We start from the raw sequence: 21,386 nt of genomic DNA on the forward strand, positions 1-21,386 counted from the left end.
TTGGGCCTTAGCCTCACTTTTGCCTAAAAAAGGTTCAACATGCCACACGATACAGAATTTGAACTATTTCGGGATAGCTATCGCAGGTTCTTAAAAGAACAGGTTGCCCCGTATTATGAACAGTGGGAACACGATGGCCTTATCCCACGTGATCTATGGCTTCGTCTTGGGGAAAATGGCTTTTTGTGCGTAGATGTTCCCGAAGAATACGGTGGCTACGGTGCTCCTGTTCATTACTCCCTCATGCTGGTTCAAGAAACAGCTCAAGCGGGCTTTGCGTCTTTGGCAGTTGCGATTGGCGGGCAAAATGAGCTGGTCTCTCCTTATCTGCAAAATATCGGATCCGAAGAGCAAAAACGTTATTGGTTACCGAAAATGGTGACAGGTGAAGTCGTCACTTCAATTGCCATGACCGAAGCCAATGCTGGTTCAGACCTACAGGCTATACGCACTCAAGCGATTTTAGAAAATGATCATTACCGTATTAATGGTTCAAAAACTTTTATTTCAAATGGTTTGCATGCCGACCTGATCGTTTTAGTAGCGAAAACTGATCCTCAAGCTAAAGCAAAAGGCATATCAATTTTATTAGTCGATGCCACTTTAGACGGCGTTAAAAAAGGTCGGTCTTTGCAAAAAATCGGGCTGCATGCCCAAGATACAGCCGAACTATTTTTTGATGATGTTTGTGTGCCTGCAACTCAGCGTTTGGGTGAAGAAGGACAAGGCTTTGCTTATTTAATGCAAGAGTTACCTCGCGAACGTTTGAGTATTTCCATGATGGCTTTGGGGTCAATTTTAGGCGCCATCGAACTGACCCAAGACTATGTATTAGAGCGTAAAGCTTTCGGACAACCTTTAAGCCAAATGCAAAACACACGCTTTGTGCTGGCAAACGCGCAAATCAAAGCCAAAGCCGCTCAAGCTTTTGTAGACCAATGTGCAGCGCTGTATCAACAACACGAGTTAAGCGTGACTCAAGTTGCCGCACTGAAATGCTTTATCACCGATGTCCAATGTGAAGTGATTGACCAATTACTCCAGCTTTTTGGTGGCTACGGTTACATGCAGGAATATCCGATTTCACGCTTTTTTGTGGATGCGCGGGTACAAAAAATTTATGGGGGAACCAATGAAATTATGAAAGAAATCGTCGCCCGAGAACTGCTCGGAAAATAATTCGATTTAAAAGCCGAATAAGGCACACAACAACTATGCCTTGTTGAAAACAAAAAATGATATTTCAGGAAGAAATGCTATGTCGAAATTATGGATATACTCCACCCTTATGCTCTCAGGTTCAGTGTGGGCTGGCAGTTTTATTGATAACAGTTCAGTAGAACTCACCACGCGAAATTTCTATTTTGACCGCGACTACCAAGAGCAATCTGCTTACCCTGCCGCCAAGGACTGGACACAAGGGTTTATTCTTAAAGCCAATTCAGGTTATACCGAAGGGACTGTCGGTTTTGGGCTGGATGTACTTGCGACGGCAGGCTTTAAACTCGATGCCGATGCCGAACACGGAGGAACAGGAAACTTACCTAGAGACACCCGCACCAACGAACCTGCCGACTCTTACGGAGAAATTGGAGTCACAGCAAAAGCGAAAATGAGCCAGACCGAGCTACGCATCGGTACATTAATGCCAATGAATCCTGTTTTAGTAGCTTCACCTGCTCGTTTGCTTCCTCAAACCTATCGAGGCATTTCACTGACCAGTAAAGATATTAAAGATTTTGATTTACAGGCAGCCTACCTCGATAAAGTAAATCATCGTGATTCGACCAACTATGAAAAAATTAAAATTTCTGGGGTGAATGGACGATTTAAAAGTGCCGAAACTGATGGACTTTATTATTTAGGTGGAAACTATCAGTTTAATCCTGCACTCAAACTCACCGCTTTTTACATGGATGTTGATGATCTTTATAACCAAACCATGGTCGGCGCTTTACACCAACATAAAATTAATGACACTACCAACTTTAGTTCACAATTACGTTACTACCGCAGCCGCGATGACGGACAAGCAAAAGCAGGCTTAGTCGATAATGACCTTTATCATGCGCATTTCGAACTTAAACATCAAAACCATAAATTTATTTTTGGAACTTTCCAGCATCACGGCGACACCGCCTTTCCGTATTTGACTGGAGGTGAAACTGGGCTTCTCATTGACACATGGCCGGGTGAGTTTTTAAACCCAAAAGAAAAAGCCTATAGCTTCCGTTATGAATATGACTTTAAAGTTTATATCCCGGGTTTACGTTTTATGACTCGTTACACCACAGGTCACAATATTTATGCACCTAACTTAGGCGGAACCAATTTAAAAGAACGTGAAACAGACTTTGATTTAGGCTACACCGTTCAAAGTGGCTGGTTGAAAAATCTAGGGTTACGCGCGCGTTATGCCATTTATGACAACAACATGCTCTCTACAGCCAACATCAAACCTGTCAACGAAACCCGCATCAACATCGACTACACATGGAAATTTAAATAATTCAAAACGAGAGGTTCTGTCACACATAGAACCTCTTTTTATTTCGGGAAATTCATCATGAAGAAAGTTGTAACGTTACTCTGCGGAATTTGTTTCATTGGCCTAACTCATGCCGAAACACAATATAGCCCGCCACCTATTCAGCTTGAGCCTTTAGCAAAATTTAGTGTTGATCTAAATGCGCCTGTTTGGGAGTTAGGCACCACCAGTGATGCAGGTAAACGCCGAATTATTCCCATTACAGGTGGGACATTTGAAGGGAAATCACTTAAAGGCCGTATTTTAAATAATGGCGCAGATTGGCAAATTGTCGACAGTAAAGGGCTAGCCATTATTGATACGCGATATCTATTAGAAACCAATGATGGTGCGCTTATTTACCTTCAAACCAAAGGTTACCGACATGGCTCGGCAGAAACACTAAAACAGCTTGCTCAAGGCAAAGATGTCGACCCGAAAAATTACTATTTCAAAATTACCATGCAATTTGAAACCAGCTCACCTAAATATTCATGGCTTAACCAGACCGTTGCGGTAGGTAGTGCAATGCGTTTGGGCAAAGCGGTTATTTATGATGCCTATACGCTGAAATAATAACTTTTATAACACTTACAAAAAGGATGGAGCCTTCATTATGGATCAAAAAACTTTAGAACACTTACCACCCATCCATCACCATTTAGGTGGACACAATATCCATTGGAATGAACAAAACACTGAACTCACCATCCACTACACGGCGCTAGAAAGCTTTACCAATCCACGCGGCACCGTTGAAGGTGGCATGATCTGTGCCATGCTTGACGATGTGATGGGACTTTTTGCATTTTTCGCCAATAACCGTAAACCAGCTACTACCATCAACTTAACAATGGATTTTTTAAGGCCCTGTGCTGTGGGTGAAGTCATTACAAAATGCCGATTCATTAAACAAGGCAAAACTGTACTAAATCTCGAAAGTGAAGCTTGGCAAAACAACAAAATGATTGCACGAAGCACAGCTAATTTTTTGGTTTTAGATTAATTGCAAACATTCATTCAATAAGGATATGAATAAATGAATTACACCAACAATAAGCGAATTTTGGCCCACTCCGCTTTAGTACTTGCCATGCTTGGTTCTTTGGCAGGCTGTGGAAGTAATAATGATGATACAACGGTTCCCTCAACAACCAAACCACCGCAGTTATCTCCTGCTGTAGGCGCAAAACTAACTGGAAGCTGTTCAGACTTACTTGGATTTAAATATAACAATACTGTCATTAGCTCAGCTACCCTTCAAGAAGCAGGCACATTGACTGTCGCCAATAAACCGATTGGCGCACATTGTTTGGTCAAAGGTTATATGGATCAACGGGTAAGCCCTGTAGATGGACAAACCTATCAAATTGGTTTTGAAATGCGCTTACCTGTTGATTGGAACGGCCGTTTTCTCTATCAAGGCAATGGTGGAACCGATGGTAATTTAGTTCCTGCAACGGGTCAGGTCGGCAGCGGTGGCCCACTCACCAATGCCCTGCATGATGGTTTTGCTGTTATTTCTTCCGATGCCGGACATAATGCTTCACAAAATCCAATGTTTGGTTTAGACCCTCAAGCCAGAATTAACTACGGCTACGGTGCAATTACCAAACTCACGCCTATGGCAAAAAACCTAATTAAAGCAGCATATGGTAAATTGCCAGACCGCTCCTATGCAGGTGGTACATCTAACGGCGGACGTCATGCCATGATTGCTGCAACCCGTTTAGGCGATCAATATGATGGAATTTTAGCAAGCACACCGGGTTTTCATTTACCTCGTGCGGCCGCAGCTCAACTCTACACAGCACAGCAGCTTCGTCGTGTCGCAACAGATGAAAATGATTTAAGTACCGCTCTTACCCTTTCAGAGCGCAAAGTATTAGCAAAAGCAATTTTAGATCGATGTGATGCTTTAGACGGTGTTGCAGATGGCTTGGTTCAAGATGTCGAGGCTTGCCGTACGGCTTTTGATATTCACAAAGATGTACCCGTTTGTTCAAGCACACGTGATGGTACTTGTTTAAGTACCGAACAAATTGATGTATTAGCCAACATTTACCGTGGTCCTGTAAATTCGGCTGGACAAGCACTTTATGCAACCCAACCTTTCGACCCCGGTTTAGTTGGCAGTAACTGGGCAAGCTGGAAATTCGAATCTTCGGTGGGAACAGCACGTGACCCCGTTGCAGTCGGCATTCTTTTTCAGGTTCCACCAGACCCAACTGTGACTCAAAACTCTAGACAATTTGCCTTTAATTTTAACTTCGATACTGACTATCCAAAACTCTCGGCAACTAATGATATCTACACCGAAAGTTCGATGTCATTCATGATACCACCCGATGAATTGAATCTAGATAAACTCCGTAATCACGGTGGAAAAATGATTGTGGTACAAGGCACAGCAGATGGAGTTTTCTCTGTAGATGACACTCAAAATTGGTACGATCAACTGCTACAACACTATAAAAATGATGCAAAAGGCACAGCACCTGAATTCGCACGTTTCTTTAGAGTTCCGGGCATGAACCATACCCGTGATGGCATTGCGACTGACCAATTTGATGCATTGACTGCTTTAGTCAACTGGGTGGAATATGGGCAAGCACCTGACAAAATTATTGCAACCGCACGCGGCGCAGGTAACCCGAGTGGTCAAATCAATACTGAGCTTCCAAAAGATTGGGCGCCAGACCGCACCCGTCCACTTTGTCCTTACCCACTGATTGCCCGTTACAATGGTCAAGGTGATAGCGAAAAAGCTGAAAACTTTAGCTGTAAATAGCACCCTAAAAATTAAAAGAGAGCTTAAATAAGCTCTCTTTTTTATCTTAGTCTTAGCTCAAGCTTTACTGCTTAAACTTTTTAATACTTTTAGACAAATGAGCTCGCATCATTTGTCGGGCCAATAAACCGTCCTGATCGACAATTGCGTTATAAATATTGACATGATCATGATGAACCGCTTTTAAATATTCTTCACGGTTTTCAGGGCTTTGCTCAATAGATTTTAAGCGTGCACGCGGTATAATTTTTTCACCGAGATACTTTAGAAAATCAACGAAATATTGGTTTTCAGAAGCTTCAGCAATGGCAATATGGAAATCATAATCAGCTTTTACCGTGCCATCATTTGCATCTGATGAAATATGACGTTCAAAGTCTTCAAGCGCAGCTTTCATTTTATCAATATGGATTTGCTTACGGCGCTCAGAGGCTAAAAAAACAGCTTCAGACTCAAGGCTAATTCGAAGCTCAAGTAAAGAAACAATATCGTTAATAGTTTCTAAACTGGCATTAGACAGCAAAAAATTCTGTTCAACAGTTTGCTCTTTTACAAAAGTACCAATCCCGTGACGAGTTTCGACAAACCCTAAAGAACGCAATTCAGTAATTGCTTCACGAATAACGGAACGGCTTACTTCAAAAGTTTCAATTAATTCAAGTTCGGTCGGAATTTTCTCTCCGACTTGGAAGTCTCCAGACTGAATTTTTTCGATCAGTTGTTCTACAATAATCTGGCTTAGTTTTTTTGTTGATCTAGGTTTAATTGCACTAGACATAATCTGAAGAACTCATGAAATGTTGAAAAAATTAGAAAATTCATTTTACTATAAACTTAGACGATAGTCATATTCGGTTTTTATACCTCTAAGTTATTAAAAATAAAATATTTTATCTCCCTTATCAAGCTCTCACATATATTTAAAAAGTAAGCAACTTATACTTCTGTTGATATTTAATAATGCGTTGAATAAGTTAAAAAATATGCAGCTCAATAGCGTTGATTGAGCTGCACAACTTTTAAAGTTGAGCCTGACTTAACTGCCCATTGACCAGACGAGTAATCTGTAGTGGATTATTATCTTTTAATGCATCGGGTAATAAAACTTGTGGTGTATTTTGGAAACATACTGGACGCAAGAAGCGCTCAATTGCTCCCGTACCTACCGAAGTTCCGCGTGCATCACTGGTTGCAGGGAAAGGGCCACCATGCACCATGGCATCAGACACTTCAACTCCTGTCGGGAAACCATTAAACAATACACGGCCTGCTTTACGGGTTAACAAATCAAGAAGCTCGCCTGCTTCGGACAACTCATTTTCATCACCAATAATGGTTGCCGTGAGCTGTCCACCTAAAGCTTCTATCCCTTTTAACAAAGTCGCTTCATCCTCTACGCCAATCACAATCGACATTGGCCCGAAAACTTCATGTTGTAGTTTTGGGTTGCCTGACAGTAAAACAGATTGGTCCGCTTTAAATAGATGTGCTTTTGCTTGAGAAACTAGCTCGGCCTCTTGACCTGTCGCAATAACTTCAAAACCAGCTTCGCTGTTTAGAGCATCAATACCTTGACGGTAACTTTTTAAAGTACCTTCATTCAACATAACCTGAGGTACAGCTTTTTTCGTGCTTTCAGCTAAAGCTGCTACGAAACTCTCAAATTCAGGACCTTGTACGCCTAAAATTAACCCTGGTTTTGTACAGAACTGACCACATCCCATATTGAATGAAGCAACCGTATCCTGAGCAATTTGTTCACCACGAGAACTCAGCGCTTGAGATAAAACCACTACAGGGTTCACACTCGACATTTCAGCAAAGAATGGAATTGGCTGAGGACGGCTCTGCGCAAGGTTATAAAGTGCCATTCCTCCTTCAAGAGAACCCGTAAAACCAGCTGCCTGAATCAGTGGATGTTCTACCAAGTTTGCTCCAATACGGCCGCCAAAAATCATATTAAATGTGCCTTTAGGCATATCACAAACTTCAATTGCTTTTTCAATGGCTTCTGCAACAAGCTCAGCAGTCGCCATATGGCCAGAATGTGCTTTAAAGACAACCGGACATCCTGCTGCTAAAGCAGCTACGGTATCACCGCCTGCAGTTGAAAATGCAAGTGGGAAATTACTCGCGCCAAATACAGCAATCGGTCCTACCCCAACTTTATACTGACGTAGATCGACACGCGGTAAAGGCTTACGTTCTGGCAATGCCACATCAATACGGGCACCATAAAAATCGCCGCGGCGTAAAAGTTCAGCAAATAGTCTTAGCTGGCCAGTAACCCGCCCTGTCTCTCCTTGAAGACGAGCAAGTGGCAAACCTGTTTCAAGTGAAGCGACCTCCTGCAAGTTGGCACCCAATGCTTCAATTTGGCGAGCAATTTCTTCAAGAAAAGATGCACGTTGTTCTTGAGTCGTTTGGCTATAAACTAAAAAAGCGTTATGCGCAGCTTGAGCAGCCTGATCTACTTCTACAAGTGTTGCCTGACTAAATACATAACCTGTTGGCTGATAGTCTTTTGCACCTATACTTTCTAAAGCTGGTGCATTTGCAGCAACGCGTTGGCCATTAATAAACTGCCGACCGTTATTTTTACTCATTTTAAAGCTCCACTACCTAAACAGTTAAATTATTGCGGACCGAGTGTCGCAATAAGCGCGGCCAAATCTTCATAGTCTGCTTGAGTTAAATCACTTAATGGTGGACGCACAGGACCAGCATCGTGCCCAACAATTTTGGCACCAGCTTTAATCATGCTTACTGCATAACCTGATTTACGGTCGCGAATTTTAATCAGTGGCAAAAAGAAATCTTTAATCAAACGATTGGTTGTTTCAAAGTCATCACTGCGAAGCGCGTTATAAAACTCCATAGCAGTCTTTGGAATAAAGTTAAATACAGCTGACGAATAAACTGGGCAACCTAAGGCTTTATATGGTGCTGCAAAAACTTCTGCTGTCGGCAAGCCACCTAAATATGACAAACGGTCTCCAATAGTTTGAGTCACTGCCGTCATCATATCGATTTGACCAGAGCTGTCTTTAAAACCGATTAAGTTCGGGCACATCTCAGTTAACTTTTGGATCGAATCGAGATTTAGTCTTGATACGCTACGGTTATAAAAAATTACGCCAAAGTCTACTGAGTTACATACTTGCTTAACGTGTTCAATTAAACCTTCTTGGCTTGCTTCAGTTAAGTAATGCGGCATTAACAAAATACCGTGTGCACCTAAGCGCTCTGCTTCTTTTGCCTGTTCAATCGCCTGACGTGTCGGACCACCTGCCCCAGCAATAATCGGTACACTGCCTTTGCATGTATCTACCGCAGTTTTAATTACTTCAGAATATTCATTGCCAGTTAATGAGAAAAACTCACCTGTACCACCTGCAGCAAATAAAGCACTTGCGCCGTATGGAGCTAACCACTCAAGACGTTTTGCATAAGAAGACTTATTAAAATCTCCGTTTTGATCGAAATCTGTTACCGGGAAAGACAGTAAACCATCAGAAATAATGTTTTTTAACTCAAGAGCATCCATTTGCAAGTTTCCATACGTGTTTATGTTGTCAGACATCTTACATCATCAATCTAATTTCTTTCAATATCTTTTTTCTTTTTAAAATTAATTTTTTTATAGCAATAAAAAAGCTGCCCCAAAGGACAGCTATCAATTCAATATTTAAATACGAATCGAGTCAGATTAACGAACCAAACATGGCTTTTTATTATTAAAAGTCCAATTAGGAATCAGAAATTGCATCGCATCCGCATCATTACGAGCCCCTAAACCTTTTAACTTATAAAGTTCATGGGCTTGATTAATTCGGTCCCAATCAAGTTCGACACCAAGTCCCGGTGCTGTTGGTACCTGAATTTTACCGTCTTTAATTTCAAGCGGTACTTTAGTCAGTTGATCTGTACCTTCTTGCCAAATCCAGTGCGTATCAATTGCAGTCACATTACCCACGGCAGCCGCTGCAACATGGGTAAACATGGCAAGGGAAATATCAAAGTGATTATTTGAATGCGATCCCCACGTTAAGTTATACATTTTACATAACTGAGAAACACGCACCGAACCTTCCAATGTCCAGAAATGCGGGTCTGCTAATGGAATATCAACAGCTTGCAATTGAATACTATGCGACATCTCCCGCCAGTCGGTCGCAACCATATTCGTGGCGGTCGGTAACCCCGTTGCTCGCTTAAACTCAGCCATAATTTCACGGCTTGAATAACCTTGCTCTGCACCACACGGGTCTTCCGCATAGGCCAGCACACCTTTTAAATGTTTACCTAAAGCAATTGCTTCATCTAAAAACCACGCACCATTTGGATCAAGCGTCACACGTGCATCCGGGAAACGGCGCGCGATAGCTGTAACAGCTTCGGCTTCTTGTTCACCCTGTAACACGCCACCTTTTAACTTAAAGTCTTTAAACCCATAACGGTCATAAGATGCTTCTGCTAAACGCTGCACAGCCTCAGGTGTTAACGCTTTTTCATGACGGACTTTATACCAGTCATGGTTATGCTGAGATGTTGTTGCATAGTCTAATGAAGTCTGTTTGCGGTCACCAATAAAGAATAAATACCCTAATACTTCAACTTCACTACGTTGTTGCCCTTCACCAAGTAAACTTGCGACATTCACATTTAAATGCTTACCAAGCAAATCAAGTAATGCTGACTCATAAGCCGTTACAACATGAATTGTGGTACGTAAATCAAAGGTTTGATTGCCTCTGCCACCACTGTCACGATCGGCAAAATTTTGCTGAATTTTTTTGAGCAAATTTTTATATTCGCCAATCGGTTGTCCTTCTACCAAGGCTTTAGCATCATTTAGTGTCGCTAAAATTTTTTCTCCGCCCGGAATTTCACCTACACCAATATTTCCAGAATTATCTTCAATAATGAGTATATTACGAGTGAAATAAGGTCCATGCGCACCACTCAAATTGAGCAGCATACTGTCATGTCCGGCAACAGGGATTGCTCGAATGGATTTAACAATAGGTGTTGAGGTCGCCATTAAAATACTCCTTGGCATACTGATACTATTTTTTCATACTTAAAACTTATAAGACATCAGACAACTTGTCAATATAAACTCGCACAAAAATTATTTTTCGAGCCTACTTGCCAAAATAATATTTTTAATCATATGATGTCATACATCTAAAGGCGCGGTTTTAGAATTAGGACTATAGAGTAGATACAACATTCCGTTTTCTCATCTATTCTATCGATGAATTTGACATGACGTCACCTATTTCACGGATATGCAAATAGGTCGATTATTAAAAAGAGTTTGTATATGGATAATCTGCAAACAAATATTGCTGTAGTGACTCAGCAAAGAGCCAAGCATACAAAAACTCGCTATTACATTCTTGCGATGATTTTTTTGGTCACGGCTTTTAATTACGGTGATCGTGCAACTCTATCAATGGCAGCAACGCCAATGTCTCATGAACTGGGAATTGACTCAGTCACTATGGGATATATTTTCTCGGCCTTTGCATGGGCCTATGTGATTGGTCAAATTCCAGGTGGCTGGCTACTCGATAAGTTTGGTGCTCGCCGTGTATATTTCTGGAGCCTGTTTTTATGGTCTTTGTTCACTGTTTTAATCGGTTTTACCGACATTTTAGGTGATACTGCGACCATCATTACTTCACTCTTTATACTCAGATTTTTAGTCGGTTTGTCTGAGTCACCTGCTTTTCCGGGTAACAGTAAAATTGCTGCTGCATGGTTTCCAACCAAAGAACGTGGAACTGCCGCTGCCATTTTTAACTCATCCTCTTACTTCTCGACCGTACTTTTCGCTCCCCTCATGGGCTGGCTTGTTGCAACCGTCCACTGGCAGTCTATTTTCTGGGTCATGGGTGGTCTTGGAATCATTCTTTCCTTTATCTGGCTCAAGGTCATTTATAGCCCGACCAATCATCCAACAGTAAATCCTGAAGAAGTAAAATACATTGCTTCAGAAGGTGCTTTACTCGATATGGGCGAAAACAGCCAAAACGCTAAAAAAGAGAAAATTACTTGGAGTAAAGTTAAACAACTGCTTGCTTCACGTATGATGCTCGGTATTTTTATTGGTCAATATTGTGTAAATACACTGACCTATTTTTTCTTGACTTGGTTCCCTGTTTACCTTGTCAAAGAAAGACATCTCAGCATTTTAGAAGCGGGTTTTGCGGCGGTTGCACCAGCACTCTGTGGCTTTGTAGGCGGAATTTTAGGTGGCTTAATTTCAGATAAGTTAATTCGAATGAATTACAGCTTAAGCTTTTCTAGAAAGCTCCCTATCGTAGTTGGCTTCTTGGTTTCAACCTCAATTATTTTATGTAATTACGTAGATTCTCAAGCAGCAATTGTATTCTTTATGTCCTTATCATTCTTCGGTAAAGGAATCGGCTCTTTAGGCTGGGCAGTGATGTCTGACGTTGCCCCCAAAGAAATGGTTGGTTTATCAGGTGGAATGATGAATGCATTTGGTAATACGGCAGGAATCGTGACCCCAATTGTGATCGGCTATATCTTGGCAAGTACAGGCTCTTTCAACCTTGCATTAACTTATGTCGGTATACATGCCATCGCAGCTGTCATTTGCTATACCGTTATTGTCGGTAAAATTCAGCGCTTCGAGTTAAAACCTACTTCTTAAACCTTTACACCATAACGCTTAAACACATTAAGCGTTATGGCCTCTCTTCAAATGTATACAAGGAACGATCATGCTGAAGCCTCTCCTAATAAGAATCAGTCCTCTCGATAATGTAGCCATTGTGGTCAATGACGGTGGCTTACCATCCTCTACATATATTGAAGAATACCAACTCACCTTGGTTGATGAAGTACCACAAGGACATAAGGTTTTATTGGAGCCGTTAAAGCAAGGTGAAGCAATTGTTCGTTATGGCGAAATCATTGGCTATGCCAATAAAGATTTAACCGCAGGTTCTTGGGTGAATGAAGCCGTTACCCAAATGCCAGAGGCACCTGAGCTAGATGATCTTGAATTAGCAACTCGCCCCGATCCTAAGCTTCCTCCACTGACCGGATATACATTTAAAGGTTATAAAAATAAGGATGGCAGCGTCGGCACAAAAAATATTTTAGGTATTACGACCAGTGTTAACTGTGTAGAGGGTATTGTCGATTATGTCGTTAAAATTATTGAACGTGATTTACTTCCAAAATATCCAAATGTAGATGGTGTAGTTGGATTAAACCATTTATATGGTTGTGGTGTGGCAATCGATGCACCCGCTGCAATTGTTCCTATTCGTACCATACATAACCTTGCACTCAACCCTAATTTTGGTGGAGAAATTATGGTGGTGAGTCTGGGCTGCGAAAAAATGCAACCCGAACGACTTTTAAATATTCCTAAAGAAAACAAATATATTCCCCTAGCAAACGAAGATATTATTCAATTGCAAGATGAACGCCACAACGGTTTTGAAAGTATGGTGAACCATATTTTAACCGTGGCAGAACAACACCTTGAAAAGCTTAATCAACGTACTCGAGAAAAAGTTCCAGCTTCTAATTTAGTTGTAGGCATGCAATGTGGTGGGAGTGATGCATTTTCGGGAGTCACCTCTAACCCTGCCGTTGGTTTCGCAGCTGACCTAATTGTGCAATGTGGCGGCACCGTCATGTTTTCGGAAGTTACAGAAGTCCGCGATGGCATTCACCTACTTACTCCACGCGCAGTAAATGAACAAGTTGCCAAAGATCTAATTCGAGAAATGAAATGGTACGATGACTACTTAGCAGCAGGCCAAGTAGACCGAAGTGCCAATACCACACCGGGTAATAAAAAAGGTGGACTAAATAACATTGTAGAAAAAGCGATGGGATCGATCGCCAAATCGGGCCGCTCACCGATTGTAGAAGTTCTCGCACCGGGTCAAAGACCGACTAAAAAAGGATTAATTTTTGCAGCAACGCCATCAAGTGACTTTATCTGTGGTACGCAGCAAATGGCATCTGGAATTACGGTCCAAGTCTTTACCACAGGCCGCGGTACACCTTATGGGCTGGCAGCTGTGCCGGTTATTAAAATGGCAAGCCGAAACAATATTGCAAACCGTTGGTATGACCTGATTGATATCAGTGCCGGCGATATAGCTATTGGGAAGAAAACCATTGAAGACGTGGGCTGGGAACTTTTTGAACTGATTTTACAAGTGGCTAGTGGTGAGCAGCAAACGTGGTCGGACCGTTGGGGTATTCATAACTCACTCGCTGTATTTAACCCAGCACCCGTGACCTAATAAGGTTTATAAGATGAGGTTATATCACCTCATCTTTCTTATTTCCCATATTAATTACGACACATTTCACTAAAACTTAACAGCGCTGCTAAAATAACATCGAAAATTAAGAACTCATTTCTCTATGCAAAATCAGGCTGCTTCAAATCTCCCCTCAACTCAACTTGGAAAAGCGCTCCTTTGTCTTATGACATCGGCATTATTATTTTCCATTATGGGAGTGTGCATTCGTTTTGCTTCAGAAACGGTAGACAATGCGACCGTCGTATTTTTTAGAAATGCTGTAGGTTTATTTATTTTTATTCCGATGCTCTTTAAACAGGGGCTAGATTTTATTAAAACCGATAAACTCTGGATGCATACGTGGCGAAGTATTGTCGGCCTAGCCGCCATGTATGGTTTTTTCTATGCTATTGCGAACTTAAAACTATCGAACGCCATGGTTTTTAGTTATTCATCTCCTATCTTTATTCCACTGATTGCATGGCTTTTCTTAAAAGAAAAAATTACCAAATCGATGATTTTTGCCGCTGTGATTGGGCTCATTGGAGTTTTATTTGTCGCTAAACCCGATCAAGGTCTATTTAACGCACTATCATTTATTGGCTTGGGTGCATGCTTTTTATCAGCAATGGCCTTTGTGACTGTAAGAGCTTTAACCAGTACAGAGCCGCCTGAACGTATTGTTTTTTACTTTTGTGTTTTTGGTAGTTTAATTTCCTCTATTCCAATGTTCTGGCATTGGCGTATTTTCACTTGGCACGAATTAAGCCTACTCATTGCCGCAGGACTTTTAGCAAACATTAGCCAACTATTTATGTCTTATGCTTATAGCTTAGCCCCAGCAGGACAAATTGGTCCCATGAACTACATTGCTATTATTTTTGCAGGAATTTGGGGATTTGTTTTTTGGCATGAATTACCGGATCTATTCAGCATTATCGGCATATTTATTATTTTATTTGCGATTTTGCTCTGTAATCCATTTTTGCAGAAAAAGTTACTTTCTCGATTTAAGTAGCAGACAACGCTGATTCTAATTTAGGTACTGTATTCGATACTCATTTGGTGAAATGCCTGTCCAATGACGGTAGGCTTTTCTAAAATTAGAGGTGTCTGAAAAGCCGATTCTCTCAGCAATTTCATCTACGGTTAAAGTTGTTCCTCGCAAATATTCATCCGCAAGACGACGCCGAGTTTCATCTAATAACTCTTGATAAGTCAGACTAAAACCTGCCAAGCGCCGATGTAAAGTCCGCTTTGACACATGTAAGCGTTCAGCCATTTCTTGAGCCGATGGAAAAAGCCCTGTTCCATCCAATAGTATTAAACGAATCGTTTTCACCAACTCAGGCTCTTCAAGTTCAGCAGCACCTAGCATCCGCTCACAAAACGACTTACACATGTCCGCAGTAATCGGGTTGGCATTTGGGCAAGGTACATCGAGCCACTTTAAATCAAAGTGCCATTGCATCACCCCAGCATTAAATTGAACGGGGCAACGAAACACTTTTTCATATTCTTCTGCATAGTCAGGCGCTGGATAGGGCAATAAAAGCTTCTTGGCTTGAAATGGTCCTTCAAGCACGCGTTCAATTAAGGTTTGCATTGAGCTAAACCAAAACTCACACACTAAAGGCAAAAGCTTACCAAGTGCAATAATGTCCTGCCCTTCAAAAACGGCAACGTCATCCCGAATATAAAAAGACTTCTTTAAAATAGGCCCTGCAAGCTTAATGTGTCGAATGCCAAGCTCGACTGCTTGTCTAAAATTACGTGAGGAATATAACGCATAGCCATATACCCCAAAATCAGACAACCGCTGCTTTTGCCCTGCGCGTAGTCCGATCAAGGGATCATGAGATAGCTTTTGAATATTTTGAAATAGCTGAATTTTTTGGACTTGGGAAATATATAAAGAGGATTGATTCATCGCATCTGGTGAAATATTTGTGCCAGATAGAACATTTGATATTGAATGGCCTTGCGCACCCATTTCATCAAATAAACTGGTCAAACCCAGCAAATATGTATTGGCACCTAAGGATGTATTATCATAATTTCCTTCGATAACCGCATTTGTATTTTTATAAACATTATTAGGCATTTAATTCACACCATCCCTAGAGTGACGTGCATAATGGCACTAAACTACCTCTTGTTGTCTCAATTTAACATCGACCATACAACGCTTCAAGCATAAAGTATGATAAGCAAAAGTATGGAAGGAATAATAATGGAACAGTCTACCTTAAAAGAATATAGCGGCTCTGCCACTGAACATATGGAGCTTATTTTTTCCAAACAACGTGCCAATTTTGAGGCAGATCCCTATCCAAGTCTTGAGGCACGCCGCACCAGACTGCATCAACTCAAAAAACAAATTATCCGTTATCAAGATGCTTTAGCTGCTGCGATTAATTCCGATTTTAGTTCTAGATCATTTGATGAATCTAAACTACTAGATTTGCTTGGCTCTGTGTTGGAAGCCGATCATGCCATTCATTATTTACGCCGCTGGATGCGCCCAAGTAAACGCCGTACCGAGCTTTTATTTTTATCAAACCGTTTAAGTGTGCAATACCAACCTAAAGGTGTGGTTGGTGTGATTGTGCCTTGGAACTTTCCCGTTTATTTAGCACTTGGCCCCCTCATTGCCGCTTTGGCTGCGGGCAATCGAGTCATGATTAAGCTGCCTGAAATTACACCGAATACTAATGCCATGCTTCGACGCATGCTTGCCGAAGTTTTTAATGAAGATGAAGTGGCCGTGTTTGGTGAAGAAATTACAGATCCAGCTAGATTCACCACTTTGCCATTTAACCATATTGTCTTTACTGGCTCTCCAGCTATTGGCAAAGTCGTCATGAGAGCTGCTGCTGAAAATCTAACACCTGTTACACTTGAGTTAGGTGGCAAATCACCGGCCATTGTGAGCCGTAATTATCCGCTTGCCGATGCTGCAAAACGTATTACCCATGGTAAAGCAACTAATAGTGGTCAAATCTGTGTAGCGCCTGACTATGCGTTGGTTCCTAAAGAAAGTATTGATGAGTTTGTGGATGCAGCGAAATCAAGCTTTATAAAAATGTTTGGTCAAAACATCACAAACAATGAGAATTACACATCGATTGTAAATGACCGTCATTTAAAACGTATTCAAGATATTTTGACCGATGCGCAAGAAAAAGGTGCTCGTGTTATTCCTTGTGACACTTACAGCTTTGACCAACAAGGCCGTAGAATGCCCGTACAGATTGTGCTGAATTGCACACCAGACATGCGCATTATGAAAGAAGAACTCTTTGGCCCTATTTTACCTGTGGTGGCTTATGATTCTTTAGATGATGCGATTACCTATGTGAAATCGGACGAACGACCTTTAGCGCTTTATTTCTTTACACATAGCTCGGTAGAGCGTGATCGTATTTTACGTGAAACTCATTCGGGTGGCGTGACCATTAATGACTGGGGCTGGCATGTAGTCAATCATGATGCTCCTTTCGGTGGTATCGGCAATTCAGGCATGGGGTCATATCATGGTGAGGAAGGTTTCCGTGAACTTTCACATGCTAAAACGGTTTTTATTCGCCATCGGTTCTTCCCAACTCAGCTTTTCCACCCTCCTTATGGAACATTTTTACAAAAGTTAGCGATTCGCTTTTTCTTGAAAAAAGGCGATCCGAATATTAAATAAAGAGTATAGAAAAAGCCTCGTAATGAGGCTTTTTTGGGATTTTAATTGATCAACAATTAATATAAATATTTATCACACTATTTATATATCAAGTCATTCATATATTGAACTAATTTATTCTAAAAAATAATAAAAATTTACTATCTAAAATTACTGGCCTACAGTCACCTTAGTAAAACATGCTCCTGTAAGATGATTTGTCTCATAAATATCCTTTATATTCTGACTTACAATGATAGTAGCATTTTCTTTATCAATTCGAAAAAAATCAGCATTCTCAGTTTTTTCGGCATCAATAATTAACTTAAAGAATGCCCTATAGTGCCCCGCAAGATCGGGCCTTACAGGATCGTTTTCAATAAACTTTTGGAAATCAGAATTAGTTTCATCTACACAATCATATCGCAAGGGATCTATTAAGAGATAAAACTGCTGAGATAATTGCTTATTAAACTCTAATGGAACAACCATACAATCAGTAAGCCTATATTCCTCTAATAAAAGCTTGAATCTATGGCTAATGACACAAAAACCATAAAAGGTTGTAGTAAAATCGACCTCTTGGTCTCCACTATCAATAATAGCAATATATTTCTTTCCCTTATTGACACTATTTTCTAACAAAAACTCATCCCAATCTATCTGAGCTCTAGGATTATCGAATCCTACAATCTCAGTAATAAAATATTGATGAGGAAACTCATAGAAATCAGCTTTCATTTCATAGTAAGTCATTACATCATCCTATTTTTTAGTTAGCCATTTATTAACTTGTGATCCAGATACTAATGCTTCTGATTTTATTCTGGATAATGTTGCTATCACTGCATTTCGGTATTCTGCTGTATTAGCTTGTTTTCCACTTACAGCTAATCTTAATTCTTTCTCAACATAAGCATGATATTCTTTCGGATGAGGACCTTTATGGTCAGCTAATGCCACTAAATTTTCAACAGATTTATTAATATCCAAGCCAGCACCGTCGAAATATTTTTGAAATTGTGGTGTCCAAGGTCCCCCTCTCGCTGTACTCAAACAATTTTTGTTCGTACAAATATGATGGATAGGGCCAGGATCTTTAAGTTGGATTATGTGCTTATCTTTCATTGCTAAAGCAACATCTTTACCAGCTTTAATATCAATACCTACAGCCAAATCTACAGCAGCAGATATTTTCTCAAACCATGTGGAGGTAGGACTAACCAAAGTTTTTATATTATTAGCAACATCTACTATTTCCTGCACGCCAGCATCTTTAAACATTTTTGTAACATCATTTGGCTCTAAAGGTTTATTGCTAGGCCATTTTTTTATTTGATCTAATACTTTTTTAGCAATCTTAGCACCAGAAGTTGCTAATTTAGGTAATGAGTTATTGGAAATAGCAGTATCTGCACTATTTGCAGCTGTATTAACATCATAACCAGCATAAGCAGATATCGACCCAGCAACTATCTTGCTTACTCCTTTTATTCTATTAATTTCATTATCATCTAAATCTAATGCAGTTTTCCCATAGGGGATCATAAGTTCAGCGATAATTTCACCTACACCTGCTCCAATTGCGCCAGCTTCACAGCTTTGTTTAGTTGCTGCAGCTACAGCACATCCGGCGGCTGCATGAGCAATCTTATGAATTGTATATTGTAATACTGTTGGATCCGCCTTATATAAACTATCTCCAATTTGACTTGCTAACTCACCTTGTAAAGCTCCCGCAAGTCCTGCAAGTAAAGCAACTTTAAGATTTTCTTCTAAATCGCCTCCTTTAATAGCTGTTTGTACAAGAGTTGATCCTACTGAGGTTGTAAAATTATTTATTAATCTATCTGATAAAACAGTACTATCTGGCTTTAAATTTAGAGCTGTACTAACTTGACTTAATAAACCGGCGGTCACAACTGAAGCCGCCAAATTCTTAACTGAGTCTTTACTTCCTAACTCTTTAAGTGTTTTTCCTATATTTCCACCATTATTGATTAAACTCACACTTGCTTGAGTAGCTAAAGATGTTAATGCCGCTTGTGTCATAGCAATAGCAGATCCCCCTAAAGTAGCCGCAGATCCACCTAAAGCACCTACTACTGCCGCTCCAGCTCCTGCAGTAACCATTGTTACTACAATTGCAATAATTGCAGCTCCGGCTCCTGTTAAACCTTGTGATTTATAGTCCCAATCTTTTTGAGTTAATAATACTATTTGCCAATCTACATCTTTTCGATTAACAAACTCTTTTAAATATTCATTTCCTGGTTGCTTAGCTAAATTAAGAATCGCATCACGTAGCTCTACCTTATTAGTATCTTTTTCACTAATTGGAACTTGTACACTCAAACCACCTGCAGCTTTAAACGTAGGTAAAACTGGGCCGTTAAAACTCGGTAATTGAGCGGTTTCAGTAATTGAGCCTTTATCTTGCATTGACTGCCAAGCTAATGAGCTTTTTTCTTTTTTTAAGAGCTCTGTAATAGATGTCTTTGCGGCTATTAACTCAAGTGTTCCTCCAGTTTCAATCGTTGCCCCTTTTAAATATTCAAACTCAGTTCCCACAAGTTTCGTCTTATCAACCGCTTGCGTATTAATATAATCTGCTTTTAAATTTGCAGGTAATTCACTAATCTGAGTTCGTGTTGTATTAGTAGTAGTTTTTGATGAACCTAAAAGTGAGATAAGTTTAGAATATGAAGTTTTCTTTGTAACATCTACTGTACTGCTAGAAGATTCTTCCACAGTGTAAAAGTTAAGATTTCCCCCAGATTTAATCGAAATTGTTCCACCCTCAGCAGTAAAACGCCCAGAATAAATATCAATATTATTATCTGGAGTTTTAGCATTCACTGACGTATCTAGTTTCTTCGTTTCAATCGAAATATTCTTTCCAGAAATATCGACTGAAGCAGCATTTGTGTCATTATTTTCAGAAACAGTCGTAATATACTTTTTCTTTAAACCACCCCATGATTTTTTCTTTTCAGTCGTAGTTGTCAGGTCATAGCTTTGCTCAATAGCTGCATCAAATAAAATACTTTTATTTGATTCTATTTTTACGTCACCATTTTTTGAGGTAATACCAGTAGCTTGTAAAACCAAATTATCATCTTTGGTTTTACCTACAGTTCTTATATTAACGCCTTTATCACCATTAATAATGGTAGGGCTGACTAATGTTCTGAAACTATAATTCCCTTCACCTTCTGTACCATTCTCATAAAAATCTGTATGACCATCAATAATAACACTTGCATTTAAGGATTTTGGAGGCTGATTAGCTCCACTGTTAATTGTCGATTTATACTGTTCAGCTAAAGCACCACTCGCCTCAATAGACACTGAACCTTTTTGAGCATCAATTATAGAGCCACTAATACTTCCTCCTTTAGATGAAATAATATTAATATTTCCTGTTTTACTCGTAAGACTTGATCCTCGGTGCTCATTTCCCGTAAATTTTTTGTTATAAAAATTAATCGACTGGTCCAGTTCACTGATTTTATCAGTGTACTTTTCATATGCATCAATGAAGAAAACCTTTTTACCTCTTCGACCTGCACCTGCCTCAATATCTATTTTTACTAAATATCTTTTCTCTAAGGCATCACGTAAAGCATACATCTTCTCTACATCAACTTTATCCTCATATTTCAATCCTCTACCTTTATCCAATTCATTAATTAAAAATAAATAATCTGGATCTTTTCGCATTTTTTCATGTTGAATTTCCAGATCAATTTTTTCTGACTTTACTGCTGCCAACCTTTCAAATGAAGTAATTTTCGTAGAGTCTAAAATAGTATTTTTAACACCATCAATCAGCACATCATCTTTACTTGAAACGATCTTAATATCTTTTTGCGCGGTTAACTGTGAACCTTGAATATCAACTTTTGCGCCTTCTAAATTGATACCACCATTTGCTGTATCCAAATTAACGACTTGTTCCGATCCATTACCGGTTGTTCCACCATAGCCTTTTAAAGTCAAAGTACCGGTTTTAGAAACAAGTTCAATATCACCCACCGCTTTTAAACTATAAACTTTTGGGTCAATGGTTAAGTTAGAATTGGT

Annotated in this window: 16 protein-coding genes; 9 read left to right on the forward strand and 7 right to left on the reverse strand. The window is 40.1% G+C overall.

The features are described 5' to 3' along the window. The first annotated feature begins 39 nt into the window (after positions 1–39). The 5 genes from KTJ10_RS03955 (at position 40) to KTJ10_RS03975 (ending at position 5,318) form a co-directional block, all read left to right on the forward strand. On the forward strand, positions 40–1,179 hold the full coding sequence (locus tag KTJ10_RS03955) for an acyl-CoA dehydrogenase family protein (protein WP_262441402.1): 1,140 nt from the start codon (positions 40–42) through the stop codon (positions 1,177–1,179). 79 nt (positions 1,180–1,258) lie between these two features. Next, a complete protein-coding gene (locus tag KTJ10_RS03960) occupies positions 1,259–2,509 on the forward strand; it encodes an OprD family porin (protein ID WP_262441403.1) in 1,251 nt (416 codons plus the stop codon). Positions 2,510–2,566: 57 nt separating this feature from the next. Further along, positions 2,567–3,103, forward strand: a complete 537-nt coding sequence (locus KTJ10_RS03965; protein WP_262441404.1) for a DUF3237 domain-containing protein — start codon at positions 2,567–2,569, stop codon at positions 3,101–3,103. A 40-nt stretch (positions 3,104–3,143) separates the two neighbouring features. Beyond that, a complete protein-coding gene (locus KTJ10_RS03970) occupies positions 3,144–3,533 on the forward strand; it encodes a PaaI family thioesterase (RefSeq protein WP_262441405.1) in 390 nt (129 codons plus the stop codon). Between the two features lie 33 nt (positions 3,534–3,566). Next, entirely contained in the window at positions 3,567–5,318 is a 1,752-nt protein-coding gene (locus KTJ10_RS03975) for a tannase/feruloyl esterase family alpha/beta hydrolase (RefSeq protein WP_262441406.1), read from the forward strand. Between the two features lie 64 nt (positions 5,319–5,382). On the opposite strand, the gene KTJ10_RS03980 is transcribed toward KTJ10_RS03975, so the two are convergent. The 4 genes from KTJ10_RS03980 to gudD all read right to left on the reverse strand — a co-directional run bounded on the left by KTJ10_RS03980 (position 5,383) and on the right by gudD (position 10,362). Next, positions 5,383–6,096: a FadR/GntR family transcriptional regulator gene (locus KTJ10_RS03980; protein WP_005042034.1), complete on the reverse strand. Its 714-nt coding sequence runs from the start codon at positions 6,094–6,096 to the stop codon at positions 5,383–5,385. A gap of 241 nt (positions 6,097–6,337) precedes the next feature. Next, positions 6,338–7,924, reverse strand: coding sequence for an aldehyde dehydrogenase (NADP(+)) (locus KTJ10_RS03985; protein ID WP_262441407.1), 1,587 nt, complete (start codon positions 7,922–7,924; stop codon positions 6,338–6,340). A gap of 29 nt (positions 7,925–7,953) precedes the next feature. Continuing rightward, positions 7,954–8,865 (reverse strand): 5-dehydro-4-deoxyglucarate dehydratase, encoded by a 912-nt coding sequence (gene kdgD / locus KTJ10_RS03990; protein WP_000339250.1) that lies wholly within the window; start codon positions 8,863–8,865, stop codon positions 7,954–7,956. A gap of 162 nt (positions 8,866–9,027) precedes the next feature. Continuing rightward, a complete protein-coding gene (gene gudD / locus KTJ10_RS03995; RefSeq protein WP_262441408.1) occupies positions 9,028–10,362 on the reverse strand; it encodes a glucarate dehydratase in 1,335 nt (444 codons plus the stop codon). Positions 10,363–10,647: 285 nt separating this feature from the next. On the opposite strand from gudD, the gene KTJ10_RS04000 reads away from it, so the two are divergent. From KTJ10_RS04000 to KTJ10_RS04010, 3 genes are all read left to right on the forward strand, one after another. Continuing rightward, the gene (locus tag KTJ10_RS04000) at positions 10,648–12,006 is read left to right on the forward strand and encodes an MFS transporter (RefSeq protein WP_000369460.1); all 1,359 of its coding nucleotides are present in this window, start codon (positions 10,648–10,650) and stop codon (positions 12,004–12,006) included. 70 nt (positions 12,007–12,076) lie between these two features. Next, positions 12,077–13,624 carry a galactarate dehydratase gene (gene garD, locus KTJ10_RS04005; protein ID WP_262441409.1) on the forward strand — a complete coding sequence of 516 codons (1,548 nt, stop codon included), beginning with the start codon at positions 12,077–12,079 and terminating at the stop codon, positions 13,622–13,624. A gap of 124 nt (positions 13,625–13,748) precedes the next feature. After that, positions 13,749–14,645 carry a DMT family transporter gene (locus tag KTJ10_RS04010; RefSeq protein ID WP_199997046.1) on the forward strand — a complete coding sequence of 299 codons (897 nt, stop codon included), beginning with the start codon at positions 13,749–13,751 and terminating at the stop codon, positions 14,643–14,645. 15 nt (positions 14,646–14,660) lie between these two features. Here KTJ10_RS04010 and KTJ10_RS04015 read toward each other — a convergent pair whose 3' ends face one another. After that, a complete protein-coding gene (locus tag KTJ10_RS04015) occupies positions 14,661–15,731 on the reverse strand; it encodes an AraC family transcriptional regulator (protein WP_262441410.1) in 1,071 nt (356 codons plus the stop codon). A 129-nt stretch (positions 15,732–15,860) separates the two neighbouring features. On the opposite strand from KTJ10_RS04015, the gene KTJ10_RS04020 reads away from it, so the two are divergent. Beyond that, on the forward strand, positions 15,861–17,321 hold the full coding sequence (locus tag KTJ10_RS04020) for a coniferyl aldehyde dehydrogenase (protein ID WP_262441411.1): 1,461 nt from the start codon (positions 15,861–15,863) through the stop codon (positions 17,319–17,321). 150 nt (positions 17,322–17,471) lie between these two features. Here KTJ10_RS04020 and KTJ10_RS04025 read toward each other — a convergent pair whose 3' ends face one another. Next, a complete protein-coding gene (locus KTJ10_RS04025) occupies positions 17,472–18,056 on the reverse strand; it encodes an imm11 family protein (protein ID WP_262441412.1) in 585 nt (194 codons plus the stop codon). A 9-nt stretch (positions 18,057–18,065) separates the two neighbouring features. Then, on the reverse strand, positions 18,066–21,386 hold a 3,321-nt coding region (locus KTJ10_RS04035), incomplete at its 5' end, for a DUF637 domain-containing protein (protein ID WP_410468409.1).

It is taken from the genome of Acinetobacter sp. WU_MDCI_Abxc222 (genome assembly GCF_025514755.1).
In the GTDB taxonomy this organism is placed as follows: domain Bacteria; phylum Pseudomonadota; class Gammaproteobacteria; order Pseudomonadales; family Moraxellaceae; genus Acinetobacter; species Acinetobacter geminorum.

Excerpts from the sequence above, each read along its gene's own strand:
- KTJ10_RS04025 (WP_262441412.1), bottom strand. The coding sequence starts at position 18,056 with ATGACTTACTATGAAATGAAAGCTGATTTCTATGAGTTTCCTCATCAA.
- gudD (WP_262441408.1), bottom strand. The coding sequence starts at position 10,362 with ATGGCGACCTCAACACCTATTGTTAAATCCATTCGAGCAATCCCTGTT.
- KTJ10_RS03965 (WP_262441404.1), top strand. The coding sequence starts at position 2,567 with ATGAAGAAAGTTGTAACGTTACTCTGCGGAATTTGTTTCATTGGCCTA.
- KTJ10_RS03970 (WP_262441405.1), top strand. The coding sequence starts at position 3,144 with ATGGATCAAAAAACTTTAGAACACTTACCACCCATCCATCACCATTTA.
- KTJ10_RS03960 (WP_262441403.1), top strand. The coding sequence starts at position 1,259 with ATGTCGAAATTATGGATATACTCCACCCTTATGCTCTCAGGTTCAGTG.
- KTJ10_RS03985 (WP_262441407.1), bottom strand. The coding sequence starts at position 7,924 with ATGAGTAAAAATAACGGTCGGCAGTTTATTAATGGCCAACGCGTTGCT.
- KTJ10_RS04010 (WP_199997046.1), top strand. The coding sequence starts at position 13,749 with ATGCAAAATCAGGCTGCTTCAAATCTCCCCTCAACTCAACTTGGAAAA.
- KTJ10_RS04000 (WP_000369460.1), top strand. The coding sequence starts at position 10,648 with ATGGATAATCTGCAAACAAATATTGCTGTAGTGACTCAGCAAAGAGCC.
- KTJ10_RS03975 (WP_262441406.1), top strand. The coding sequence starts at position 3,567 with ATGAATTACACCAACAATAAGCGAATTTTGGCCCACTCCGCTTTAGTA.
- KTJ10_RS04015 (WP_262441410.1), bottom strand. The coding sequence starts at position 15,731 with ATGCCTAATAATGTTTATAAAAATACAAATGCGGTTATCGAAGGAAAT.
- KTJ10_RS04020 (WP_262441411.1), top strand. The coding sequence starts at position 15,861 with ATGGAACAGTCTACCTTAAAAGAATATAGCGGCTCTGCCACTGAACAT.
- garD (WP_262441409.1), top strand. The coding sequence starts at position 12,077 with ATGCTGAAGCCTCTCCTAATAAGAATCAGTCCTCTCGATAATGTAGCC.
- kdgD (WP_000339250.1), bottom strand. The coding sequence starts at position 8,865 with ATGGATGCTCTTGAGTTAAAAAACATTATTTCTGATGGTTTACTGTCT.
- KTJ10_RS03955 (WP_262441402.1), top strand. The coding sequence starts at position 40 with ATGCCACACGATACAGAATTTGAACTATTTCGGGATAGCTATCGCAGG.
- KTJ10_RS03980 (WP_005042034.1), bottom strand. The coding sequence starts at position 6,096 with ATGTCTAGTGCAATTAAACCTAGATCAACAAAAAAACTAAGCCAGATT.